General features: G+C 73.0%; 19 protein-coding genes and 1 riboswitch. Of the genes, 12 read left to right on the top strand and 7 right to left on the bottom strand.

Annotated features, from left to right (window positions below):
• The first annotated feature begins 51 nt into the window (after positions 1 to 51).
• A riboswitch (cyclic di-AMP (ydaO/yuaA leader) is annotated at positions 52 to 223 on the top strand.
• 11 nt (positions 224 to 234) lie between these two features.
• Positions 235 to 1,233: a C40 family peptidase gene (locus tag Athai_RS00095; RefSeq protein WP_203959558.1), complete on the top strand. Its 999-nt coding sequence runs from the start codon at positions 235 to 237 to the stop codon at positions 1,231 to 1,233.
• A 294-nt stretch (positions 1,234 to 1,527) separates the two neighbouring features.
• Here the strand turns inward: Athai_RS00095 and Athai_RS00090 are convergent, their stop codons facing one another.
• Entirely contained in the window at positions 1,528 to 3,822 is a 2,295-nt protein-coding gene (locus Athai_RS00090; RefSeq protein WP_203959557.1) for a putative bifunctional diguanylate cyclase/phosphodiesterase, read from the bottom strand.
• Between the two features lie 379 nt (positions 3,823 to 4,201).
• Between Athai_RS00090 and Athai_RS00085 the strand changes: the two genes are divergently transcribed.
• From Athai_RS00085 to Athai_RS00075, 3 genes are all read left to right on the top strand, one after another.
• Positions 4,202 to 4,411 (top strand): DUF5999 family protein, encoded by a 210-nt coding sequence (locus tag Athai_RS00085; RefSeq protein ID WP_203959556.1) that lies wholly within the window; start codon positions 4,202 to 4,204, stop codon positions 4,409 to 4,411.
• Positions 4,412 to 4,685: 274 nt separating this feature from the next.
• Positions 4,686 to 7,328, top strand: a complete 2,643-nt coding sequence (locus tag Athai_RS00080; RefSeq protein WP_275422353.1) for a DEAD/DEAH box helicase — start codon at positions 4,686 to 4,688, stop codon at positions 7,326 to 7,328.
• The gene (locus tag Athai_RS00075) at positions 7,325 to 8,218 is read left to right on the top strand and encodes an SWIM zinc finger family protein (protein ID WP_203959554.1); all 894 of its coding nucleotides are present in this window, start codon (positions 7,325 to 7,327) and stop codon (positions 8,216 to 8,218) included. Before Athai_RS00080 ends, Athai_RS00075 begins: the two co-directional genes overlap by 4 nt.
• Positions 8,219 to 8,351: 133 nt before the next feature.
• Here the strand turns inward: Athai_RS00075 and Athai_RS00070 are convergent, their stop codons facing one another.
• Positions 8,352 to 8,933, bottom strand: coding sequence for a sigma-70 family RNA polymerase sigma factor (locus tag Athai_RS00070; protein ID WP_239156614.1), 582 nt, complete (start codon positions 8,931 to 8,933; stop codon positions 8,352 to 8,354).
• 148 nt (positions 8,934 to 9,081) lie between these two features.
• Here Athai_RS00070 and Athai_RS00065 point away from each other — a divergent pair, with 148 nt between their 5' ends.
• The 3 genes from Athai_RS00065 to Athai_RS00055 all read left to right on the top strand — a co-directional run bounded on the left by Athai_RS00065 (position 9,082) and on the right by Athai_RS00055 (position 11,805).
• Positions 9,082 to 9,819, top strand: a complete 738-nt coding sequence (locus tag Athai_RS00065; protein WP_203959552.1) for a zf-HC2 domain-containing protein — start codon at positions 9,082 to 9,084, stop codon at positions 9,817 to 9,819.
• 175 nt (positions 9,820 to 9,994) lie between these two features.
• Positions 9,995 to 10,687 (top strand): hypothetical protein, encoded by a 693-nt coding sequence (locus Athai_RS00060; protein WP_203959551.1) that lies wholly within the window; start codon positions 9,995 to 9,997, stop codon positions 10,685 to 10,687.
• A 266-nt stretch (positions 10,688 to 10,953) separates the two neighbouring features.
• On the top strand, positions 10,954 to 11,805 hold the full coding sequence (locus Athai_RS00055) for a hypothetical protein (RefSeq protein WP_203959550.1): 852 nt from the start codon (positions 10,954 to 10,956) through the stop codon (positions 11,803 to 11,805).
• Positions 11,806 to 11,848: 43 nt separating this feature from the next.
• Here the strand turns inward: Athai_RS00055 and Athai_RS00050 are convergent, their stop codons facing one another.
• The 5 genes from Athai_RS00050 to Athai_RS00030 all read right to left on the bottom strand — a co-directional run bounded on the left by Athai_RS00050 (position 11,849) and on the right by Athai_RS00030 (position 17,485).
• Positions 11,849 to 12,520, bottom strand: a complete 672-nt coding sequence (locus tag Athai_RS00050; RefSeq protein WP_203959549.1) for a glycerophosphodiester phosphodiesterase — start codon at positions 12,518 to 12,520, stop codon at positions 11,849 to 11,851.
• 87 nt (positions 12,521 to 12,607) lie between these two features.
• Positions 12,608 to 13,963, bottom strand: coding sequence for an ABC transporter substrate-binding protein (locus Athai_RS00045; RefSeq protein ID WP_203959548.1), 1,356 nt, complete (start codon positions 13,961 to 13,963; stop codon positions 12,608 to 12,610).
• A gap of 58 nt (positions 13,964 to 14,021) precedes the next feature.
• Complete coding sequence (locus Athai_RS00040; RefSeq protein WP_203959547.1) at positions 14,022 to 14,885, bottom strand: carbohydrate ABC transporter permease; 864 nt, start codon at positions 14,883 to 14,885, stop codon at positions 14,022 to 14,024.
• The gene (locus Athai_RS00035) at positions 14,882 to 15,844 is read right to left on the bottom strand and encodes a carbohydrate ABC transporter permease (protein WP_203959546.1); all 963 of its coding nucleotides are present in this window, start codon (positions 15,842 to 15,844) and stop codon (positions 14,882 to 14,884) included. The genes Athai_RS00040 and Athai_RS00035 overlap by 4 nt, the downstream gene beginning before the upstream one ends.
• Before the next feature lie 351 nt (positions 15,845 to 16,195).
• Positions 16,196 to 17,485: a Gfo/Idh/MocA family protein gene (locus Athai_RS00030; RefSeq protein ID WP_203959545.1), complete on the bottom strand. Its 1,290-nt coding sequence runs from the start codon at positions 17,483 to 17,485 to the stop codon at positions 16,196 to 16,198.
• 335 nt (positions 17,486 to 17,820) lie between these two features.
• Here Athai_RS00030 and nth point away from each other — a divergent pair, with 335 nt between their 5' ends.
• The 5 genes from nth to Athai_RS00005 all read left to right on the top strand — a co-directional run.
• Positions 17,821 to 18,510 carry an endonuclease III gene (gene nth, locus Athai_RS00025; RefSeq protein WP_203965226.1) on the top strand — a complete coding sequence of 230 codons (690 nt, stop codon included), beginning with the start codon at positions 17,821 to 17,823 and terminating at the stop codon, positions 18,508 to 18,510.
• A 50-nt stretch (positions 18,511 to 18,560) separates the two neighbouring features.
• Entirely contained in the window at positions 18,561 to 19,160 is a 600-nt protein-coding gene (locus Athai_RS00020; protein ID WP_203959544.1) for a TlpA family protein disulfide reductase, read from the top strand.
• A 43-nt stretch (positions 19,161 to 19,203) separates the two neighbouring features.
• Positions 19,204 to 19,851: an NUDIX hydrolase gene (locus Athai_RS00015; RefSeq protein ID WP_203959543.1), complete on the top strand. Its 648-nt coding sequence runs from the start codon at positions 19,204 to 19,206 to the stop codon at positions 19,849 to 19,851.
• A 93-nt stretch (positions 19,852 to 19,944) separates the two neighbouring features.
• Positions 19,945 to 20,340, top strand: a complete 396-nt coding sequence (locus Athai_RS00010; protein WP_203959542.1) for a cupredoxin domain-containing protein — start codon at positions 19,945 to 19,947, stop codon at positions 20,338 to 20,340.
• 73 nt (positions 20,341 to 20,413) lie between these two features.
• Positions 20,414 to 20,827: CvpA family protein (locus Athai_RS00005; protein WP_203959541.1), on the top strand; the 414-nt coding region annotated here is incomplete at its 3' end.

Genomic DNA, 20,827 nt, shown 5'->3' with positions numbered 1-20,827 from the left:
CCGTACTCTTGGGCGGTCCGGTCGGGAGTCTGCCACCAAACCGGTGGCGCCGAACGGGCACCGCCGAGTCGTCACTCGGCGAGCCGGGGATCCAACGGGCGCCGTTCGCGGCGCCCATCCGGGGTGAATCGGCCAGCTCTCGGTGAGAGCCGGCGGTAGGGCGAACTCACTTCTTCCCGCCCGAACCCGTCAGCTAACCCGGTAGGCGGTTGCGGGAGAAGGAGTGAGCTACTGGTGTCAGTAGCGGGGACTGTTGCGCGCCCAACCCGGCGCGCGCTTGCTTTGCTCGCCGCCGCCCTCTGCGCCACCGTCGGCGTCGGCCTGATCGGCCCGACCGCCGCGCACGCGGACCCGTCCGCCTCGCAGCTGGAACACGGCATGGACTCGACCTGGTCCAAGTTGGAGGCCAACGGCGAGAAGCTGAAGCAGAACGAGGACGCGCTCGCGAAGAACGAGAAGAAGTCCCGTGAGCTGAGCAAGCAGATCGCGCCGCTGAAGAAGAAGGTCGACGCGATGTACAAGGAGGTCGGCACCTACGCGGCCGCCGCCTACCGGGGCGGCAACCTGTCCGCCCTCAACTCGATGCTGAAGTACGGCTCGCCCACCACCATGCTCGACCAGATGGCGACGCTGGACCGGATGGCCGCCGACCAGCACGCCAAGGTCGCGAGGTACGAGTCGGCGAAGAAGAAGCTGGACGCCTCGAAGGCGAAGTACGACAAGCTCATCGCGAGCAACAAGGCGCAGGCCAAGAAGCTCTCCGCGGAGAAGAAGAAGCTCAAGTCCGACATGGACACCATGGAGAAGCAGTGGATGAAGACGGCGGCGGCCCGGAAGAACACCGGGACCCAGCTGCCGCAGATGCCGTACATCCCCGGGCCGGGCGGCGTCGCCGTGCGCTACGCGATCAACCACCTCGGCGACCCGTACGTGTGGGCGACGGCGGGGCCGAACACCTTCGACTGCTCCGGCCTGACCTCGGCCTCCTGGGCCGCGGCCGGCGTGCACATGCGGGCGTACACCTACAGCCAGTACGCGGCCTTCCCGCACGTCACCCGCGACCAGTTGCAGCCCGGTGACCTGGTGTTCTACAACGGCGGCGAGCACGTCGCCATCTACATCGGCCGGTACGACGGCACGAGCTACGTGATCCACGCACCGCAGCCCGGTGAGTACGTCAAGGTGTCCACGCTCGACTACCCCGGTTCCTGGTACGGGGCGGTTCGACCCTGACGCCGCGACACACGACTCGGTAGCCACCGAGGAGGGCCGTCCCCGCCACCACGTGGGGGTCGGCCCTCACCCTTTCCACGGCCGGACCAGCGTGTCCGGTGGCCCCGGCGGGCCGCCCTGCTGACCGGCGGCCCTGCTGACCGGCGCATCCCGCGGCCCTCCCGAGCCGGAGGCATCCCGCGGCCGTCCCGGGCCGGCGCATCCCACGGCCGTCCCGGGCCGGGGAATCCTGCGGCCCCCTGGGCCGGAGGCAACCCTCGGCACTCCCGTCCGGGGGTCGGCGGCGTCGTCGGGTCAGCGCTGGCCGTTGCGTTCCGCGACGAGCCGGGCGGTGATCGCCTCCGGGGCACCGGGGCGGGCGAAGTGCCACCCCTGCCCGACGTCGCAGCCGAACTCGCGGAGCCGGCTGGCCTGCCCGACGGTCTCCACGCCCTCGGCGATCACGGTGAGGTCGAGCGCGTGCGCCAACTCCACCAGCGTCTCCACGATGCGTTCGTCCACCGGGTCCGGCCCACCGACACCGTTGTCGGTCGCGTCGGCCATCCCGGACACGAACGAGCCGGCGATCTTGAGCGCGTGCACCGGCAGCCGGCGCAGGTAGGCGAGGTTGGAGTAGCCGGTACCGAAGTCGTCGATGGCGAGCCGGACACCCATGTCGGTCAGCGCGTGCAGGGCCCGCAGCGGCTCCGCGGCCGGCCCCATGATCGCGCTCTCGGTCAGCTCCAGCACGAGCCGGTCGGCCGGCAGGCCGGTACTCGACAGCACCTCGGACACCTCGTCGGTCAGGTGCTTCTCGTGCGCCTGCCGGACCGCGAGGTTGACGCTGACGAAGAAGTCGTCGGCGGCGATCTCCTGCCAGCGCTGCGCCTGCTCGCAGGCCGAGCGCAGCACCCAGCGGCCGAGCGGCACGATCGCCCCGGTCTCCTCGGCCAGGTTGATGAACCGGTCCGGCGGCAGCCAGCCGAGTTCCGGGTGCCGCCAGCGGACCAGCGCCTCCACCCCGCGCAGCCGGTCGTCGGCCAACCCCACGAGCGGCTGGTACTCGACCACGAACTCGCCGTGCTCGACGGCGGCGGGCATCGCGGCGGCGAGCGAGTAGCGGGCCACCTCCCGCGCGTGCCGGTCCGGGTCGAACACCGCGAGCCGATCGGTGCCCTCCGACTTCGCCCAGTACAGGGTGGTGTCGGCGGCCTGCATCAGGTCGGCCGCGGTGAACCGGTCGGCGATCCGGTCTACCACCCCGACGCAGGCGGACACCGACAGTTCGTGCCCGCCGACCCGCAGCGGATCGTGCAGCGCGGCGAGGGCCCGTTCGGCACACCGCACCGGCTCGGAGTCCGGGTCGTCGATGAGGATGACGAACTCGTCCCCGCCGGTCCGGGCGACGAGGCAGCCGGTCTGCCGCAGCGCCAGGTCGAGCCGCTGGGCGACCGCGACGAGCACCCCGTCACCGGTCTCGTGCCCGTACGAGTCGTTGACCGCCTTGAAGCCGTCCAGGTCGAGGTAGCAGAGCCCGACACCGCCGGCGGAGCCGGCCAAGCCAGTGCCGCCGGCGGAGCCGGCCAGCCCAGTACCGCCGGCGGAGCCGGCCAGCCCAGTACCGCCGGCGGAGCCGGCCAAGCCAGTGCCGCCGGCGGAGCCGGCCAGCCCAGTGCCGCCGGCCGACCCGGTACCGCCGTTCCGGCCGGGGTCGCCGGTGCCGCCCTCCTTGCCGGTGAGCATCTCGTCCAGCCGCTTGAGCAGCAGTTCCCGGTTCGCCAGCCCGGTCAGCGGGTCGTGCCAGGCCTGGTACTCCAGCCTCGCCTCCAGCAGCCGCCGCTCGGTGGAGTCCTCGATCATGGCGACCGCGTACTGGTGCCCGGCCGGCGCCTCGATCATGGTCAGCGTGATCCGACCCCAGACCAGCGCGCCGTCCCGGCCGGAGAACCGCCGCTCCAGCTGCACCGGGGTCGGCGCGCCGGCGAACAGCCCGGCCACCGCGGAGCGGACCGCCGCGGCGTCCTGCGGGTGGGCGTACTCGTCGAGGTCGTGGCCGGCGAGCTGGTCGGGTTCGCGGCCGAGCAGGTCGGCGAGCGCCTGGTTGGCGTCCGCGATGTGGTGCTCGTCGTCGATCAGCGCGATGCCGATCGCCGCCTCGCTGAACACCGCCTGGAACCGGGCCTGGCTGACCGACAGCGCCTGTTCGGCCTGCCGGCGCGCGTCGACCAGGGCCAGCCGGATCGACTCCTGTTCGGCGAGGGTGCGCTCGCGCAGCGCGGCGGCGAACCCGTCGGCGAGCGCGGCGCGGATCTCCCGGCGCCGTTTGGGGGTACCGGCGGTCGCGGTGAGCGGGTCGGCGGTGAGCAGCGTGAGGGTGAGGCCGAGCGCGCCGGAGTCGGTGACGTCCGCGGCGACCAGTGCGGCGCCGACCTGCCGGGCCTGCTCCGGGTCGAACGTGTCGGCGTGGTGCAGCGCGACGATCCGATCGGACAGGTCGGCGAGGTAGCCGACCAGTTCGTCGGACGACATCGGGACAAACGCGCGGTCGGCGATGCCCCGGGCCCAACGCTTGGTGAACCGGGTTCGCCGCGCGTCGACCTCCCTCGTCACGCCGAGCACCCCCCTGCGACCGGCTCGGTGCGGGTCGCGTGTGAATGAGAATACGACCGGAAACGAACCATGGAATGTCACAAGGGTTTACCGATCGATCCGATGGTTGAACGGGCGCTACGCGCAGAAGTGGCACGCGCGCGCACCGGTACCACCCTCACCGTGTGCGGGTTTTCGGCCCCGCAGGGCACCGGCCGGTCGGCGCCGGGGCATCGGCCGTACGGCGGGGAGCCGGGGACCGGCTTGGTAACGCTCCGGATACGAACAGGGGAAATATTCTCCTCGGCCGGTGATTTGCTTGAAGCTTCCGTACCAGCGGAGCAGACTTGATCCGACCGGGGATGGCTCCCATCCCACCACGACCGCAGATGGAGGAGCTATGTGCCTCCATACGCCGGAATGCCCCTCGGCACAGGCCCTCGACCGGGAGGCGGCGCATGTCGTCTCGGCTCATCCGGAGCAGGGCTGGAGCCTGCTGTGCAACGGCGTCATCCTGTTCGAGGACGACGGGGAGATCCTCCCCGACGGCCACACCCTCGCACCGCCGGACACACGCTCAGTGATCGCTGGCGCCGGCGCGAAGCCCTGACGACCGCCGGCCGGAACCGGCCGCGGAAGCATGATCCTCATGGAATGTCCCGGGGCTCTGCCCCGGGATTCGTCGTTTCGGCGAAAGGCCGGCCACCCCTGTTTGGGTAGCCTTCAATGCCATGGGTGACCACGCGGTACACGTGACGTTTCGACCGGGCGATCCGGCGCGACGTGGCACCTTCGCATTCTGGCGCTCGGATGGTCGGATATCCGACACCAATTCGGAGCTGGTTGTCGCTCAATCGGCGTACGGTCGGATTCGGCGACGACGGGTGCCCGCGCACACCCTGGCGGTCGAGGCCGCCGTCCACCGGCTGCTCGACGGCGCCGACGACACCGACTCGGCGCGGCTCTGGCGGGCTGTCGTGCTCTCCGGGCTGGCCCAGCTCGCCGCCGGCCGGATGGCCCCCGGTCGCAGCGCCACCGGCACCGCGGCCTGGCGGCTACTGCCGGATCCGGGCGCGGTCGACTGGCTGCACCGGTGCGCGGCGGCGATGCCGGTGCAGGCGTACGCGGCGACCACCACGGACACCGGGCGGCTGCTGCTGCACGCCCCCGGATCCCTGATCACCGCCTGCTGGGACGCGCTCGCCGACGCCCTCACCCGTACCTCCCCCGGCGGGCCGCCGGAAGCCGCGAGCACCGCGGCGGCGGATCCCGGTGCGGTGGCCGGCTATGCCCGGGACGAGCCGCTGCCGGCGGAGCCGTACCGGCGGCTGCTCGCCGCGATCGACACCGAGCTGGCCGGATCGGTACGGCTGGTGCTGCGGCTCTGCCTGCCCACCGCGGTACCGCCGGGCGACGGCGCCGGGCCGGACGATGCGGCGGAGGCGGCCGGCGGGTTCTCGGTGGCGCTCGCGATGCGTAGTGCCGGCGATCCGAGCCTGGTGGTGGAGCTGGCCCAGCTGTGGTCGGCGCCGACCGAGGTGCTGGACCGGTTCGGCGCCGACGCGGAGACCGACGTCCTGCTGGCGCTGCGCCGCGCGGCCCGAACCTGGCCGCCGCTGTCGGCCGCCCTCGCCGAACACGCACCCAGCGTGCTGCCGCTTGCGGACGAGGAGGTGGACGGGCTGTTCGAGGCGGCGGAGGCGCTCGGCGCCGCCGGGGCCGACGTGCTGTGGCCGGCCGAGCTGACCGACCACTCGCCGCGGCTGGCGGCGACCACGAAACGGCCGGCGGCGACCGGCCCGGCCGCGTTCGGCCTCGACGAGCTGCTCGACTTCCAGTGGCAGGCCACCCTGGACGGGACCGCGCTGACCCAGCAGGAGCTGACCGCGCTGGCCGAGGCGAAGCGGCCGCTGGTCCGGCTGCGGGGCCGGTGGGTACGGGTGGACCGGTCGCTGGTCGCCCGGCTGCGGCGGCGACGGTCCCGGCTCGACGGCGCTCAGGCACTCGCCGCCGCCCTCACCGGCACGCTGTCCACAGCGGACGGTGACGTGCCGTTCACGCCGGACCGGCCGCTGGCCGAGCTGGTCGACCGGCTGGCCGGCGCTGCTTCGGAGGTCCCGCCGCCGGACGGCCTGGACGCGACGCTGCGGCCGTACCAGCGGCGGGGGCTCGGCTGGCTCGCCGCGATGACCGGTGCCGGCCTCGGCGGCTGCCTCGCCGACGACATGGGGCTGGGCAAGACGGTGCAGATCATCGCGCTGCACCTGCACCGCCGTACCCTGCACCGCGGACCGACGCTGGTCTGCTGCCCGGCCTCGCTGCTGGGCAACTGGGAGCGCGAGGTGCACCGGTTCGCGCCCGGCGTCCCGGTGCGCCGGTTCCACGGAGCCAGCCGGGATCTCGGCGCGCTCGCCGGCGACGAGATCGTGCTCGCCAGCTACGGCGTGCTGCGCGCCGACACCGCCACGCTCGCCGGGGTGCGGTGGGGGTTGGTCGTCGCCGACGAGGCGCAGGCGGCCAAGAATCCGCTGTCTCGTACCGCGAAGGCGCTCCGGGCGGTGCCGGCGGCGGCCCGGATCGCGCTGACCGGTACCCCGGTGGAGAACCGGCTCACCGACCTGTGGTCCATCGTGGACTGGACCACGCCGGGGTTGCTCGGGCCGCTGGCGGACTTCCGGCGGCGGATCGCGATCCCGGTCGAGCGGTACGCCGACGCCGACGCCACCCGCCGCCTCGCCGCGCTGACCCGGCCGTTCCTGCTGCGCCGGCGCAAGATCGACCCCGGCATCGCGCCGGAGCTGCCGCCGAAGACCGAGACCGACGAGCTGGTGCCGCTGACCGCCGAGCAGACCACGCTGTACGAGGCGGTGGTGCGCGACACGATGGCCGAGATCGAGGCCGCCGAGGGCGTCGCCCGGCGCGGGCTGGTGCTGAAGCTGCTGACCGCGCTGAAGCAGATCTGCAACCATCCCGCGCAGTACCTCGGGGAGCCGGGTCCGCTCGCCGGCCGTTCCGGCAAGCTGGCCGCGCTGGACGAGCTGCTCGACGTCATCCTCGCGGAGGGCGACTCGGTGCTGGTGTTCAGCCAGTACGTGCAGATGTGCCGGCTGCTGGAGCGGCACCTGGCCGACCGGGGTGTGGACACCCTGCTGGTGCACGGCGGGGTCGGGGTGCGGCAACGAGAGGAGCGGGTGCGCCGGTTCGACGAGGGCGCGGCACCGGTGTTCCTGCTGTCGCTCAAGGCCGCCGGCACCGGGCTCAACCTCACGCGGGCCAGCCACGTCATCCACGTCGACCGGTGGTGGAACCCGGCGGTGGAGGACCAGGCGACCGACCGCGCGTACCGGATCGGGCAGGACCGGCCGGTGCAGGTGCACCGGCTCGTCACCGAGCACACCGTCGAGGACAGGGTGGCGAAGCTGATCGCGGACAAGCGGGCGCTGGCCGACGCGGTCGTCGGTACCGGCGAGACCTGGCTGACCGAGCTGTCCGACGACGAGCTCGCCGACCTGGTGGCGCTGGCGTGACGCGGTACCGCAACGCGACGGCGGGTGACCCCGAGGCCCGGGAACCCGGGGCAGCGGGTGACCCCGAGGCCCGGGGCCGCCGGGCGGGCCCGGCCGGCGGTGACACTCCGGGCGAGCGGATCGTGCTCGGCGACGTGCCGCCCGCCGCGCGCCGCCGGTTCGGCGCGACGTGGTGGTCCCGCGCCTGGCTGGATGCGTTGCAGCAGCAGGCACTGATCGACCCGAACCGGTTGCCGCGGGGCCGCACGTACGCCCGGTCCGGCGCGGTGCGCGATGCGGTGGTGACCGCCGGTGCGGCCTCGGCCCGGGTGCGCGGCAGCCGGCCCACGGCGTACCGGGTGGAGGTTCGGGTGGCGACGTTCGACGACGCCGGGTGGGCCCGGGTGCTGGACGCGATCGGTGGCCAGCTCGCGCACACCGCCGCGCTGCTGGACGGCGAGCTGCCACCGTCCATCGTGGACGACGTCGCGGCGGCCGGATTGTCGCTGCTGCCGGGGCCGCGCGAGCTGACCGTGTCCTGCGACTGCCCGGACCGGGCCGTACCGTGCAAGCACGCCGCCGCGCTCTGCTACGTGCTCGCCGACCTGCTCGACACCGATCCGTTCGCGCTGCTGCTGCTGCGCGGCCGGCACCGTACCGCGGTCCTCGCGGCGCTGCGCGATCGGCGCGGGGCCGCGTCCGGCACCGACGGACCGGCACCACCCGCGGCGGAGACCGTACCGGCGACCGAGGCCTACGCCCGCACGCCGGTCCCGCCGCCGGCGCCGCTGCCGCCGCCGGCCGAGCCGGGCACCCCGGTACCGCTGCCCGCCGTCGCTGGTGTCGACCTCCCGGCGCTGACCGCGCTCGCCAGCCGCGCCGCCCAGCGTGCCCACGAGCTGTTGTCCTGACCCTCCGGGCGCTGGTGGCTGCGCCGGCCGGGCGCTGCGGATCGACGGCGTGCGCGGTCGGCGGCACCGGACGGTTCGGACCGACCGGGACAGCCGGCTCTCGTCCTCGCGGCCGAAAGAGGTGCGGGGCCGGTCAGCCGGTGTGCGACGTGGTGGCCGGCTGGTCGGCCCGGGCGGCGATCAGGTCGGCGCGGGCCCGGGCGACCCGGGACCGGATCGTCCCGACCGGGCAGCCGCAGACGGCCGCCGCCTCCGCGTAGTCCAGGCCGAGGATCTGGGTCAGCACCAGCGCCTCGCGCCGGTCCGGGTCGAGCCCCGCGAGCAGCTGAACGGTCTCCACCAGCTCGACGAACCCGGCCGCGTCGTGGTACGCGCGCAGCTGCTGGTGTTCCGCGGCGCGGACCCAGTCGGCGTCGACCGTGCGGGGCCGGCGGTACCGGGAGCGGATGTGGTCGGTGACCACGTGCCGCGCGATCGCCAGCAGCCAGGTGCGGGCGGTGGACCGGCCGGCGAAACGGCCCAGGGCGCCGAAGGCACGCAGGTAGGTCTCCTGGGCGAGGTCGTCGGCGCGCTGCGGGTCGGTGAGGTGCGCGACGAGCTGCCAGACGTCTCGCTGGGTGGCCCGGATGAACGCGTCCGCGGCCTGCCGGTCACCGGCGCCGGCGGCCAGCGCCCACGCGGTGAGCTGCGCATCGTCGCGCGCCGGGTGTGCCACGTCGCTCCCTCCGCGACCGGTCGGGCCGGACTGTCGCCGCCCCGGGCAGCAGTTCGACGAAACGTAGAACATGGTACGGGGGTGGCCGCCGGCCCACGCCCGCGGGGCGCCGGGAACTCCACGGCCACCGCCGACGACTGTCAGGAGCATGGAGTGTGAGCAGTGTCGTACGGCGCTGTCGGCACGGCTGGACGGCGAGGCCGAGCCGGCACCGGCCGGGTCGCCCGACCAGCACCTGGCCGGCTGCGCGGCGTGCCGGTCATGGTACGAGCAGGCGACCCGGCTGAGCCGCCGGCTGCGGGTGCGCCCGGCGGTGTCCGGGCCGGACCTGACCGACCGGGTCCTGACCGCCGCGTGGCCGCCCGGCGGCGGCTCCCGCCGGCGCTGGCGGATCGCACTCGCCGTGGTGGCCGCCGCCCAGCTGGCGCTGGGGCTGGCCCAGCTGCTCGGCTGGCACGCCGGCATGATGCCCGCCGCCGGGCACGACCTGAGCACCCACCTGTTCGACGAGAGTACGGCGTGGAACCTGGCACTGGGCCTGGGCATGGCATCGGTGGCCTGGCGGGCCCGCGCCGCCGCCGGACTGATTCCGGTGGTCGGTGGGTTCCTGGTGGTACTGACCGCCTTCTGCGTCCGTGACCTGGCCGCCGGCACCGTGACCGCGATGCGCGTCTCCGAGCACGGCCTGCTGCTGCTCGGCTTCACCCTGATGCTCCTGGTTCGCCGGGCCGCCACTTCCGGCACCCGCGGCCCGACCGCCCAGCCGGGCGACACGACCGGTGCCGGGCCGCACCGCCCGGCCGGCCCCGACCGGCCCACCCCGCTGGTGCCGCCGGCGGCCCCGGGCCGCGGCCTCCGCTCGGTGAACCACCGCCGCGCGGCCTGACCGGCCCCGGGCGGCCGGACCGGCCCCGGCGGCGCGGCCTGACCCGCGCCGAGCGGCGCGGCACGTGGCCCGACCGCGCCGGGTCGCCCAGCATCCGGCGCAGAGCAGCACAGTTGCGGACGACTGAGACACTCTGCTGCGTTGCCGACACCGCGCCCAGCCGGAGACCATCGAAATGTCCGCTCCCGCCCCGTCACCCATCCGGTCCCGCCGCGGGCGGTGGTGGCTCGGCTCGGCCGCCGCGATCCTGATCGTCGCGGTCGCGATCGGCGTCGTGCACTGGACCGGCACCGGGCGGTACCACCCGGTGGGCCGGCCGTGCGACCTGGTCGACGGGTCGCCGCCGCGCACCGCCGACCCGTTCGCGACCAGCCGCTCCCGATCGGCCACGACGCACGACGACGGGACCGGCGCCGCGACCGGACTGCGGGTCGGCTACTGCGTCACCGGGTACCACCTGGACGCCCGGCCCGGCGAGGCCTTCAGCCTGGTCCGGGTCGCGTTCGCGGTGTATCCGTCGGCGCGCCAGTCGGCGCGGGCGTACCTGCAGAGCCGGCGCGGCGACCTCCGCGGCGATACCGGCGACACGCCGCTGCCGACGCCGCGATGGGACGAACCGGTCACGTTCACCGACGCCATCGGGCTCGGTGCGCCGACCGCCTTCTGCACGGCAAGGGTCACCGGCCCCGCCGCACTACGGCCCGGGACCGGTTTCCTCGTCGGCGTGCGCGACTCGAACCTGCTGCTGGAGGTGTACGTCAAGCTGAGCGGACAGCGAATGACGCAGGCCCGGCACCGGTGGGCCGCCGCCGCGATCACCCGGGCCACCCTCACCGCGCTGCGCTCTCGCACCGGAGCTGGCTCGTGACCACCCCCGACTCCCCCGACCCGGCCGGGCCGGAGGGAACCGAGCCCGGCGGAGTGCCCCCGGCCGGGCCGGACGGACCCGAGCCCGCCGCCACATCCCCGGCCGGGCCGGACGGACCCGAGCCCGGCGGAGCGTCCCCGGCCGGGGCCGGCGGGCCGATCCCGCCCGAGCCGGGCGGCCCGAGCGAGCCGGGTCACGCGGCTGCGGCCGGGCCGGTGAACCCGCCGGCCGGTCCGACCCCGAGCAGCAGCCGGCGGCGGTGGCTGTTGCTCGGCCTGGCCGGCGTCGCGGTGCTGGCGTTGGTGGCGGTGTCGGTGGTCGGCGCGTACCGGTGGAACGATCCGACGATCCCACCCACCGCGACCCGGCAGAACCTCGCATCGTTGCCCAGCCCGGGCCCGATCTGCCAGGTCGAGGTCACCGGCCAGGGCTGGTCGGTGGACCGGCGGAAGGGCCAACTCCGGTACGCCGTGATCCTCCGCAATCCCTGCCCGGACGGCGCCTACGGCGTCTCCGTGCGGGTCCGGCTCCGCCCGGCGCCACCGGCGTCCGCGGACCTCGCCGGGTCGGGCACGAACGTCGAGCGGGTGCAGACCCTCGCGCCGGGCGCCGAGACGGCCGTCGCCGGAAGCTTCGTCGGCGCGGACGACCCGGACCGCAGCTGGCTCGACTCGGTGACCGGGATCAGCGTGCGGGTCCTCGACGCCGGGTGGATCCCGCTGGACCAGATCGCCGCTGCCGGCACGCGGTACGCGATGCTCGACGCACCGCTGCACACCCGCGCCACGATCCGACACCTGCGGGTGATCGAGCGGGAGAAGGGGACCGACGGGTACCTGCCGACCGCGCGGATCGGCTACCAGCTGCACCTCGATCACCGGCTCGACGAGCGCAACCAGGGCGTCGTCCTGGTGTTCCGGGACCGGCAGGGGCGGGTGCTGGGCGGCGACGTCGACCCGGGGGTGCGGGCCGATCTGCCGGTGTGCGAGACGTACGACGAACACTGCCTGCACGAGGTGTTCGCCGGGCGCCGCGCCCTCCCGGACCGGGTGGAACTCCCGCCCGGCACCGACCTGTCCCGGCTCCAGGCGTACTGGCAGCCTCGGGTCGCCGCCTGAGAACATCTCCGCGCGGCCGGGCCGGCGCCTCCCGCGCCGGCCGTCAGGCGAGCAGGTGCGGGTTGTCGGTGGTGACGGCGGCGACGCCGAGGGCGCGGGCCCGGTCCAGGGTCGCCGGGTCCGGCACCGGCCAGGCGTCGATGGCGATGCCGGCGTCGTGCACCGCGTCCACGAGGTCCGCGGTGAGGTTGCGGATGCCGAGGGCGAGCCAGCGGGCGTCGACGGCGCGGGCCTGCTCGACCGCGTCGGCCGGCGAGGACGGCAGGATCAGCGCCCGTGGCACCTCCGGTACCGCGGCGCGCACCGCGGCGAGGATCTCGGCGTGGTGTGAGGCGGCGTACACGCGGCCGGTGAGGTCCTGCTCGCGCACCAGCGCGGCGAACGCGGGTACCGCCTCGATCGCCTTGATCTCGGTCTGTACCGGGAGGTCGATCGCCGCGAGCACCTCGGCGTAGGTGGGTATGCGTTCGCCGTCGCCGGCGTCCAGCGACCGTAGCTGGGCGAGGGTGAGGTCGGCGACGGGGCCGGTGCCGTCGGTGGTGCGGTCGACCGTGGCGTCGTGCACGACGACGAGCCGGCCGTCGGCGGAGAGCCGGATGTCGAGTTCCACCTCGTCGGCGCCGGCCTGCTGGGCCCGGCGGAAGGAGCGCAGCGTGTTCTCCGGCTCCAGGCCGAGCGCGCCGCGGTGGCCGATGATCCGGATCCGGTCAGACATGCTTGCCGCCCTCTTCCTCGCTCGACCTGCCGGCGCCGGCGCGACGACCGGCGACGGCCGTCGCGCCGTACCGTCCACAGTGGAACATCAGACGTGCTTCTCGATGTTCTTGCGTACCTTGTCGGTGGCCTTCTTGAGCTGGCCCGCCACGTCGGCGAAGACCTGCTTGGCCGGCGTGTTGTTGGTCCAGATCTTCTGCAGCCCGGTGTAGATGAGGATGTTGGCGTTCGGCACCATCAGCCGCACCTCGTCCTCCTTGCGGACGATGTCGAGCTGCTTGACGGCGGTGGAGAAGTTCGGGTCGTCGGCCAGCCGCTTCTTCAGGTCGGGCTCGTCGACGGCGGCGTCGATCACCGGCAGGTAGCCGGTGGTCAGCGTCCAGTAGGCCGAGTTCGCCGGCTTGCCGCAGAACTCGACGAACTTCCACGCCGCCTGCTTGCGGTCCTTCGGCGAGTACGCGAGCATCCCGAAGCCGCCGCCGCCGGTCGGCACGACCTGCTGCTCCTTCTTGGGTACGAACGCGGTGCCGACCTCCCACTTGCCCTGCTTCGCCGCCTCCGTCATGCTCTGCAGCCCGCCGGTGGAGGTGACCAGGGTGGCGATCAGCTGGTTCTGGAAGTCGACGCTGGGGCTGTCGGCCATGTAGGCCAGCTTGTCCTGGAAGATCAGCTTGCGCTGCCACTCGCCGGCGGCGACGGCGGGATCCTGGTCGATCGCGACGTTCAGACCGTTGGAGTACGCGCCGCCCCACTGCCAGACCGACCCCTGGAACTGCCAGTCCCCGTCGATCTTCTGGTACGCCTCCATCTTGACCTGCTTGCCCTTGACCTTCAGGCCCTTGATCTGCTTGGCCCAGCCGTACCACTCGTCCCAGCTGGCGGGCCCGCGGTCGGGCAGGCCCGCCTTGTGGAACAGCGTCTTGTTGTAGTAGAAGATCGGCGTCGAGCGGGCCAGCGGCAGCCACCACAGCTTGTCCTTGAGCACGCCCTCGGACAGCAGCTTCTGGTTGTAGGCGGAGCGCTTCAGCCCCGACCCGAAGTAGCCGTCCAGCGGCTCCAGCAGGTCGTTGAGGTAGAAGTTGTGCCAGTTGACCTCGGAGAAGGTGACCAGGTCGGGGATCTTCCTGGCCTGCACCGCGGCGGTCACCTTCTGCGCCGTCTCGTCGTAGCTGCCCTGGAACTGGGCCTCCACGTACACGTCGGACTGCGACTCGTTGAACCGCTTCGCCAGCTCGGCCAGCGCGGTACCGGGGTTCCCGGAGTACGCGTGCCAGACCACCACGCGGGTGCGCTTGGCGTACTCGTCCGGGACCTTGTCGCCGGACGCCTGGGCGAAGCCGTTGCCGCCGCTACCACCACCGCAACCGGCGGCGGTCAGGGCGAGTGCCGCACCGCCGGACGCGGCCAGCAGCGTGCGTCGGCTCAGCCGGGCAGGAGCAACCATGGTGTTCTCCGTTTCCGTACCCACGTCGATGGTGGGAGTCCAATGTGGATGGTGGCGCTCAGCCCTTGGTGGCGCCCTGGGTGAGGCCGGCGACGATCTGTCGCTGCGCGAAGAAGAAGACGACCAGCACGGGCACGATGACCAGGACGGTGGCGGCCATGATCGCTCCCCAGTTGTTGTAGCCCTCCTGGGTCTTGAGGAACAACAGTCCGATGGGGACGGTGCGCATGTTGGTCGAGTTGGTGACGATCAGCGGCCAGATGAAGTCGTTCCACTTGGCCACCAGGGTGATCACGCCGGCGGTGATCAGCATCGGCCTGGACAGCGGCAGTACCACCCGGAACATGGTGCGCAGGTGGCCGGCACCGTCGACCTTCGCCGCGTCCAGCACCTCCCCCGGCAGCGTCAGCATGTGCTGCCGCAACAGGAACGTGGCGAACACCGACCCCAGGCCGGGGAAGATCAGACCCTGGTAGGTGTTGATCCAGCCGAGGTCGGAGATGGTCAGGTAGTTCGGCAGCAGCGTCACGTGGCCGGGCACCATCATCGCGCCGAGCAGGATCCCGAACAGCACCTTCTTGAACGGGAACCGCAGGAACGCGAAGGCGTACGCGCAGAGCGTGGCGCACAGCATCTCGCCGGCGGTGCCGATCGCGGTGACGATCAGCGAGTTGAGGAAGAACCGGCCGAACGGCGCCGCGTGCCAGGCGTCCGCGAAGTTCGCCCAGCGCAGGTGCAGCGGGTTCGGCAGCCAGGTGGGCGGGTAGGTGTAGATGTCCGCGGTCGGTTTGAGCGCCGAGGTGACGAGCCAGTAGATCGGCCCCAGCACCACGCAGGCCAGCACCACGAGCAGCACGTACCGGACCACCCGGCCGCCGCGGCTGGGCCGCCGCGCCGGACTGTCCACAGTGGAGGTCGTCACCGGTAGTGCACCTTCCGTTCGAGGAACCGGGCCTGCAGCGCGGTGATGATGATCAGGACGACGAACATCAGCATCGCGGCGGCTGCCGCGTGGCCGGCGTCGAACGCCTTGAACGCCTGCTGGTAGATGAACCAGCTCAGGATCGTGGTCGAGTTGCCCGGCCCGCCGCCGGTCATCAGGGCGATGATGTCGAAGGCCTGGAAGGTGCCGATCGTCGTGGTGATCACCAGGAAGAACGTGACCGGCGACAGCATCGGGAAGGTGATCTTCCGGAACGTGTGCCACGGGCCGGATCCGTCGATCGCCGCCGCCTCGTACAGCTCGCGCGGCACGTTCTGCAGGCCGGCGAGGTACACGGTGGCGATGAACCCCATGTTCTTCCACAGGTAGACGATGATCAGACCGGGCAGCGCCCACGTGGAGCTGGTCATCCAGTTCGGCGAGGCGAGTCCGGCCACCCCGAAGATCGGCCGCAGCAGGCCGTAGTTCGGGTCGAAGATGAACAGCCAGATGGTGCCGATCGCCGCGCCGGACAGGATGTGCGGCGCGAACGCCATGGTCCGGACGAAGCCGCGACCGACCAGCCGCTCGTTGAGCAGGACCGCGATCGCCAGGCCCAGCACCATGCTGCCGAGCACGATCCCGAGCACGAAGACCACGGTGATCCGCAGCGTGTCCAGGAAGTCGCCGTCGGTCAGCAGGTCGGTGTAGTTGGCCAGCCCGACGAACTCCTTCACCGGCGCCAACATGTTCCAGCTGGTCAGGCTCAGGTACGCGTTGTAGAGGACCGGCCAGTAGGCGAACACGATGACGAAGAAGAAGTTCGGCACGATGAACGCGAGGAACAGCAGGTACTCGCGGAGGTGCCGGGGCCGCCGCCGGCGGGGCGGGGGCGGCCGGTCGCCGGCACCGGCCGTGTCGCCGGAACGGGCACCGGCCGGGGCGTCGACCGCTGACATCCGAGCCCTCCGTCGCTCTCAGGTCCGGCCGCCAGAGCCGAGACGACCGGCCCCGGGGACGCTGACCGCAGCCGAGACGTACCCCTGACGACCAGCGTTCTTGAGACTTCTAACACGAGAATCCGTTTGGATCACGCAAAGTTAACATCGCCGAAACCGGCGAGCAAGACCCTTCCCAGCGCCACTTCGGCGAGCGCTCCGCCACCCGCGCCGGACGGCCGCCGCGGCCCACGGTGCGCGACCCGGGATGCACGCAGCACGAAACGCACCAGCGCCGTGGCCGCTTCGATCGGAAGCGGGCACGGCGCTGGTGGCAGCTGTCCCGGGCTGGCGCGAAGATCGCGCCGGACGTCAGCCGACGATGAGTTCCAGCGGCGGCGACACCGGCTCGACGCTGCCGCGCAGCCGCGCCCGCTCCGCCGCGAACACGGTCAGATGGCTGGTCAACGAGTCACGCGGGCCGGACGCGATCCGCGACGCGTCCCCGGTCTCCAGCGCCGAGACGAACGCGTCCATCAGGCCGGCGTCCCCGCCGCCGTGCCCGCCGGCCGCGCTGGCGTCCCCGATCGTGGTGGTGTCGATGACGCGATGCGTGTCGGTGAGGAAGTCGTACACGTCGAGCTTCTCGCCGTCGCCGGTCAGCTCGCCCCGGGTACCGAACAGCTTGGTCTGCCGGTGACCGTGCGCGCTGAACCCGGTCATGGTGAACACCGCGGTCGCACCCGACGGGTACTCCATGTTCACCACCTGGTGGTCCACCACGTCGTTGTCGCTGTCGTACACGCACCGGCCGTACGGGCCGTGCCGCAGCGCGTCGCCGAGCGCGTCGGCGGTGAACTCGTCGACCAGCACGTCGATCGGCCAACCCCGGTCGCCCTGCACGAGCCGGTCGAAGTAGAACCGCTTCGCCGAGAACGGGCAGTCCGGCTCGACCGCGCAGTCCAGGCACCGGTCGGCGGCCCCGGCCGGCTTGTGCTCCGGGGTGAAGTGCGACAGCCGGCCGAAGCTGGACACCCGCGTCGGCGCCTCGCCCAGCACGTACTGCAGCCAGTCGATGTCGTGGCAGGACTTGGCCAGCAGCATGAACGTCGACTCGTCGGCACGCCGCCAGTTGCCCCGGACGTACGAGTGGGCCTGGTGCCAGTACCCGACCGGCTCCAGGTGCTGCACACTCATCACCTCACCGAGCAGCCCGTCGTCGACGACCCGCTTCACCGCCTGGGTGTAGGGCGTGTAGCGCATCACGTGGCCGACCGCGAACAGCACGCCGGCCGCCTCGGCGGCGCCGACCAGCTGCCGGCACTCCGTCTCGGTCGGCGCGAGCGGCTTCTCCACCAGCACGTGCCGGCCGTGCTTCAGGAATTCGAGTACCGGCTCGGTGTGCATCCGGTCCTGGGTGCAGACCAGGACGGCATCGACGAGCGACGGGTCGGCGGCGAGCCGGCGGGCCAGGGACTGCCAGTCGGGGTAGGCATGCTCGGCCGGGATCTGGTGTTCGGCGGCGAACCGTTCGCGGCGCGCGTCGCGGGGCTCGGCCACCGCGACCACGCGGGCCCGGTCGGGGTGCTCCAGCGCCCAGCGGGCGTACGCGTTGCCGCGGCTTCCGGCGCCGACGACGGCGAGGGTGACAGGTGAGGACACACGGCGACGCTACTGTCGGCCCGTACGGGCAGGGAAGGGGCCCGCGCCACCTTCACGCTCCGTGCCCGGTGATCTCCACGACTGGCATCCCGCTTCGGCGGCGCCGTCGGCCCGGCCCGGTGGTGCCGGCCCGGCGCCCGGCGCCCGGCCGGCACGGCGGTCCCCGGGCCGGCGCCCGGCCGGCATGGCGGTACCCGGCCCGGCGCACTGCCGGCACCCGACCCGGCGGTGCTGTCGGTGCCTCGACGTAGGCTCGGCGGGTGACCCGAGAGACGAAGGCCGACCCGGCGGCCGACGCGGAGAGCCCGCTGTCACTGAAGCGGCGAGCCCGGCGAATGGGGCGCATCCTCGCCGAGACGCACCCGGACGCGCACTGCGAGCTCGACTTCACCAACCCGCTGCAGCTCGCGGTGGCCACCATCCTGTCCGCGCAGTCGACCGACAAGAAGATCAACGAGGTCACGCCGAAGCTGTTCGCGCGCTACCCGACGGCGGCCGACTACGCCGGCGCCGACCGGGCCGAGCTGGAGGAGCTGATCCGGCCGACCGGTTTCTACCGGAACAAGACGACCTCGCTGATCAAGCTCGGTGCCGCGCTGGTGGAGAAGTACGACGGCGAGGTGCCGGGCCGGCTGACCGACCTGGTGGCGCTGCCCGGGATGGGCCGCAAGACCGCGAACGTGATCCTCGGCAACGCGTTCGACGTTCCCGGCATCACCGTCGACACGCACTTCGCCCGGCTGGTCGGCCGCTGGCGGTGGACCGCCGAGACCGACCCGGTCAAGATCGAGTTCGCGGTCGGCGACCTGTTCGAGAAGCGCGACTGGACGATGCTGTCGCACCGGGTGATCTTCCACGGCCGGCGGGTCTGCCACGCCCGCAAGCCGGCCTGCGGCGCGTGCACGTTGGCCAAGCTCTGCCCGTCGTACGGCGCCGGGCCGACCGACCCGGTGGCGGCCGGGAAGCTGCTGAAGGGCCCGCGGGTCGCCGAGCTCGCCGCCGCCGCCGGCGTCCCGGCACCGTGACCGCTGGTCGACCGACCGGCCGGCGACCCGTACGCCGGTGGACGTCCGCGGTGCCCGGCGGCGCCGGGCGCGGCCTGCTGCTGTCGGGTGCGGTGTTCGTGCTGCTCGCGGCGTTGGCGGCGTGCGGCGGCAACGACCGGAGCGGGTCCGGCGGGCAGCCGGCGAAGCAGTCGTCCGCCAGCGGTTCGGCGGCCGGCTGGTTCACCGCCTGCCCGACCCCGCGCGGCCCGGCCACCGGCACGCCGAAGCCACCGGCGGTGACGCTGACCTGCGCGCACGACGGCCGCTCGATGCGGCTGGACCGGGCGTACGGCAAGCCGACGGTGATCAACGTGTGGGCGTCCTGGTGCCCGCCGTGCCGGCAGGAGCTGCCGCAGATCCAGGCGTACGCGAAGAAGCACCCCGAGGTCGTGGTGCTCACCGTGGACACCCGGGACACCACCGACGCCGGGCTGTCGTTCGCGCAGGCCGCGGGCGTCCGGCTGCCCACCCTGTACGACCCGAAGCAGCGGCTGCTCGCCGGCGTGCACCGGTCCGCGTTGCCGCTGACCCTGCTGCTGCGCGCCGACGGCACCCTGGCCTACACGTACAACTCGACCGCGCTGACCGCCGGCTCGCTCGCCGCGCTGGTCCGCAAGGAGCTGGGATGATCGCCCGGGGCAGCAGGATCGGCCCGACCGGCCGGCGGCGGCGATGAGCGCGGTGGCGGGCGACCCCGCGACGGAGCTGCCGGGCTGGTGGCAGCCGCTGCTGACCCGGGTCGGGGCGCTGCGGCCGGAGACGTTCGGCTCGCCGGTCTCGTCCGCCCGGCGCAGCGCGGTGCTGATCCTGCTCGCGGACGGCCCGGCCGGGCCGGACGTGGTGATCCTGCAACGCGCCAGCACGCTGCGGCACCACCCCGGCCAGTGCGCGTTCCCGGGCGGTGGCGCCGAACCGGCCGACGGCGGCCCCGCCGGTACCGCGCTGCGGGAGGCCGCCGAGGAGGTCGGCGTCCGGCCCGACACCGTGCAGGTGGTCGGCACCATGCCGGAGCTGTACCTGAACGTCTCGGACTTCCGGGTCACCCCGGTGCTGGCCTGGTGGCGGTCGCCGCACGGGTTCGCCGAACTCGACCCGGGCGAGGTGGCCCGGGTGGCGCGGTTGCCGCTGGCCGGGCTGGCCGATCCGACCAACCGGCTGCGGGTGCGCCATCCGAGCGGGTACGTGGGTGCCGCGTTCCGGCTGGACGGGATGCTGGTGTGGGGGTTCACCGGCGGCGTGCTGTCCCGGTTGCTCGACCTCGGCGGCTGGTCCCGGCCGTGGGACACCGCCCGCGTCGAGCCGCTGCCGCCGGGCTTCTGACCCGGGCCCCGGTCGCAGCGACCGGCTCCGACCCGCGTCGGGGCGCCCCGACCCGGCTTCTAGGCTGGGCTGATGCGGAAGATGGTGATCCCGGTGGCGCTGCTCGGTGCGGTGCTCACGGCCGGCGGATGCGGGTTCGCGGGGGCGCACGGCAGCGGCGTGCACGGCGGCTCGTCGGCCGGCGACCGGGTCGGTACGGCGACCGCCGGCTCGGGCGGCGTCCAGCACATCACGGTCAAGGGTGACGAGAACATGCAGTTCACCCCGAACGTGATCAAGGCGCATCCGGGGAAGTTGGAGATCAGGCTGGTCACGACGGGTGCGACCCCGCACGATCTGGAAGTCACGAAACTGCACGCCACCACCGGAATGGTAAAAAAGGGCAAGCCGGGCGAGGTCGAGGTGGATCTTTCGTCGGCCGGACGGTATGACTTCGTGTGCACCTATCACACGAGGCAGCACATGACCGGGGTCATCGAGGTCTCCTAGCGGATCTCGCCCGGCCGGCACCTGGTCGGCCCGGCACCCCACGACCGGGACGCCAAGGCGAGGGGGACCCAGGGTGTACGGCAGCGTCGTCGACATCGTGGTCGTGGTGTTGGCGATCCTGTTCGCCATCAACGGCTACCGGCAGGGCTTCGTGGTCGGCATCCTGTCGTTCGTCGGCTTCATCGGCGGCGCGCTGATCGGCCTGCAGCTGACCCCGATCACCGCCGACCACTTCCACACCCCGGCGATGCGGGTCGTCGTCTCGCTCGCCACCGTACTGATCCTCGCCGTGCTGCTGCAGGCGCTCGCCGCGATGCTCGGTACCCGGATCCGCCGCTCGATCCTGAGCCGCGGGGTGCAGGTGGTCGACGACCTCGGCGGCGCCGCCGTGTCGATCATCGCGGTGCTGGTCGTCTCCTGGATGATCGCGGTACCGCTGGGCTCGTCGTCGGTGCCGTGGCTGGCGAAGAGCGTGCGGACCTCCGCG

Origin of the sequence: Actinocatenispora thailandica, assembly GCF_016865425.1 — a bacterium.
Classification (GTDB): Bacteria; Actinomycetota; Actinomycetes; order Mycobacteriales; family Micromonosporaceae; genus Actinocatenispora; species Actinocatenispora thailandica.
Note: the sequence above shows the minus strand (reverse complement) of the source record. Positions and strands in the feature narration are given on the sequence as shown.

Coding starts and splice junctions, on each gene's coding strand:
- Athai_RS00085 (WP_203959556.1), top strand. CDS start 4,202: ATGTGCCTCCATACGCCGGAATGCCCCTCGGCACAGGCCCTCGACCGG.
- Athai_RS00065 (WP_203959552.1), top strand. CDS start 9,082: ATGGAGTGTGAGCAGTGTCGTACGGCGCTGTCGGCACGGCTGGACGGC.
- Athai_RS00060 (WP_203959551.1), top strand. CDS start 9,995: ATGTCCGCTCCCGCCCCGTCACCCATCCGGTCCCGCCGCGGGCGGTGG.
- Athai_RS00050 (WP_203959549.1), bottom strand. CDS start 12,520: ATGTCTGACCGGATCCGGATCATCGGCCACCGCGGCGCGCTCGGCCTG.
- Athai_RS00045 (WP_203959548.1), bottom strand. CDS start 13,963: ATGGTTGCTCCTGCCCGGCTGAGCCGACGCACGCTGCTGGCCGCGTCC.
- Athai_RS00035 (WP_203959546.1), bottom strand. CDS start 15,844: ATGTCAGCGGTCGACGCCCCGGCCGGTGCCCGTTCCGGCGACACGGCC.
- nth (WP_203965226.1), top strand. CDS start 17,821: ATGGGGCGCATCCTCGCCGAGACGCACCCGGACGCGCACTGCGAGCTC.
- Athai_RS00015 (WP_203959543.1), top strand. CDS start 19,204: ATGAGCGCGGTGGCGGGCGACCCCGCGACGGAGCTGCCGGGCTGGTGG.